We start from the raw sequence: 2551 nt of genomic DNA, 5'->3' as shown, positions 1-2551 counted from the left end.
AGTCGGGTAGCCGGGTCACGTCGCCGTGACCCGGCCCCCTCAGAACCGGACGTGCCAGTCATCCCGGCATCCGGCTCAAGCAAGCCCCACGGGCTTCGCAGGTCAGCAGGGTTATGTGGTCTGTTCGCCGTCGCCCGCGTGGTGCTGACGGTGGCATTCGGAGTGCACGAGACGAAGATTGTTCCGTTCGTCCCCGCCGCCGTTTCGCCGGTAGGTGAAGTGATGCTTGTGGAGCATCTTCTTCGAGGCCGCGAACCAGTTGATCCACTCGCGTGGACTGTCCGGTTCGTACTCGGCCCCGGCGATCAGCGCCTGCTTGCAGAGGGGACAGAGCCCCTGCTGCCGGACCGCCAGGAGAAGACTCGTCTTGTCCATCGGCGGTGGCGCTTTCCTGCGGCGGCGGTTGGTCCAGTACTCGGTTAGCGCGGGGTCGTCCATGGACGCTCCGCCCTTGACGAGCTGGTGGCGAACGATGCCAGTCCAGGCGAACTTGGGCAGGAAGGCACCGCTGTTGCGGTTGCCGAATACCCATCGGTCCCGTCTGGATGGATGGAACCTGCCGAAGTACCGGTCTGCGACCCAGTACCTCGACTTCTTGGGATGGCTTCGCCTGGCCCAGTTCCAGGTCAGACGCCACATGTAGCGGTCCAGCGACGCAAATGTCGTCGTGGAGGCCACCCCCCGGTAGTAGGCCGCCCAACCGCGAACGATTGGGATAAGCCTGCGCAGGACAGCTTCGGCGTTGGCCCCGTTCAGGGCCTTCACCTCGGTCCGTAACCGCGCCCGGAGCCTCTTGCATGCCTCAGTACTTGGCCTGATGATCATTTTGCCGCCCGTCCGGCGGACGGTGAATCCGAGGAAGTCGAACCCTTCTTCGAGGTGGACGACCTTGGTCTTCTCTTCGTTGAAGCGAAGACCTCTCGGCTCCAGCCAGTCCTCCAACCGAGCCCTGACCTCATGCACTTGGGCTTCGTCGTGGCAGAGCACCACGAAGTCGTCGGCATATCTCACCAGCACTGGAGTGCCCGGGGCCGCGCCGGGCTCGCGCCCGGCCTGAGCGACCTTGTAATGGCACCCTGCGGCTTGTTCCAATCCGTGCAGAGCCACGTTCATCAGCAGTGGGCTGATCACACCTCCTTGTGGGGTTCCCTCTTCGGTCGGTGCGAACCGACCGCGATCAATCACGCCCGCCTTCAGCCACCCTCGGATCAGTCCCCTGGCGGGGAACTGTCCGATGGCGGAGATCAGATGGAGGTGGTCGATGCGGTCGAACGCCGCTGACAGATCCGCATCCAGCACCCAATGACGTTTCGAGGACTTGCCCTTCACCGTCGAGAAGATTGCCATGATTGCGTCCTGACAGCTGCGGCCGGGCCGAAAGCCATACGACTTCGGTTCGAATCGCGCTTCCCACTCGGGTTCCAGCGCGTTTTTCACGCGGGCCTGGAGCACCCGGTCACGGATGACCGGGATGCCGAGTGGTCGCTGTTTCCCGTTGCTCTTGGGGATGAACACTCGCTTCACCGGTCTGGCCTTCCAGGGCTGGGACGACCGGTGGACCTCGGCCGCCAGTTTGCCTCTCGCCTTCGGGGTGAGGGCTCGCTCCCCATCAATGCCAGCGGTCTTGCGACCACTGCTCTGCTGCGTCACCCGCTTCACGCTTACCAGCGTGTTACTGCGGCTTCTCAGCATGAGCTTCTGCAAGTTGCGGACCTTCTTGAGGTCCCCTTCCTGCGTCGCCTTGAAGATCCTCTGCCTCAGCCGCCGTACGTTCTCCTCGCAGGTGGCCCAGTCGATTCCGTGCCAGTCGAGTAAGTCGTCCTCGGGTCCGTTCACCGCAGGCACGAGCGTCGCGGCAGGAGCCGTGACTTTCATGTTTGCCTCCGGTGTCTAACTTGTCCCTTGGTTCCGGCTTCCTTGCAGTGGTGACTTCAAAGGCTCACCTGATCCACGTGGGCTCCCTTTCGGGCCGGGCCACCAGGGCCCGTATCCGACGAGTTATGCGAGAGACAGATGAACGTCCCGTCTCCCGGTTTCCTCTGGCCTTTCGACCCGCCGGCCTTTGCTTCTTGGATCATCCTTCTCCCGCCGTGGAGTTGAGCCTTTCCTTGCGGTCGGCCTACCAGGCAGGGCCTGGACCTCGACGGGGTTCCCACGTTCCGCACCAGTAAGTGACGGCTGGGGTGGGCGCCTTCTTTACCCCGGGACCAGCGGTGTCCTCCCCTCGGGATTCAGCTTCCTGAGGGTCGCTTGGTGCCTCGCAGCACCGGGTCCTCTGACCGCCGTTTGCGTGCCATCGCGCGGTCTTGAAATCACGAGGTGTCATCAAAGGTTCACTCGCGTTCGCCCGTCCAGCCTTCCCCTTGCCTGTGGCTCCTCGATGGCCGAGGGGCCCTTGGGCGTGGACGCTCAGCTTCACACCCCGCCGTTACCAGCGACGCATGTGAGCGCGGGGACGAGCCTTGGACACTGGCCCGAAGTTCAGCCGATCGATACCTCCTTCACGTGACTGTCCTTACTTACTTGGAGCGACCTCGTGTCGCACCTGATC

Annotated in this window: 1 protein-coding gene; it reads right to left on the bottom strand. The window is 63.4% G+C overall.

Features of this window, described 5'->3' with window-relative positions; all coding sequences use genetic code 11:
- Nucleotides 1-111: 111 nt before the first annotated feature.
- Complete coding sequence (gene ltrA, locus FHS34_RS41780; RefSeq protein WP_184976179.1) at nucleotides 112-1875, bottom strand: group II intron reverse transcriptase/maturase; 1764 nt, start codon at nucleotides 1873-1875, stop codon at nucleotides 112-114.
- Nucleotides 1876-2551: the final 676 nt, after the last annotated feature.

Origin of the sequence: Streptomyces echinatus (assembly GCF_014203595.1) — a bacterium.
GTDB classification, from domain to species: Bacteria; Actinomycetota; Actinomycetes; order Streptomycetales; family Streptomycetaceae; genus Streptomyces; species Streptomyces echinatus.
Note: the sequence above shows the minus strand (reverse complement) of the source record. Positions and strands in the feature narration are given on the sequence as shown.

What these genes read in the sequence shown, in the direction of transcription:
- ltrA (WP_184976179.1), bottom strand. Translation starts at nt 1,875, where the DNA reads ATGAAAGTCACGGCTCCTGCCGCGACGCTCGTGCCTGCGGTGAACGGA.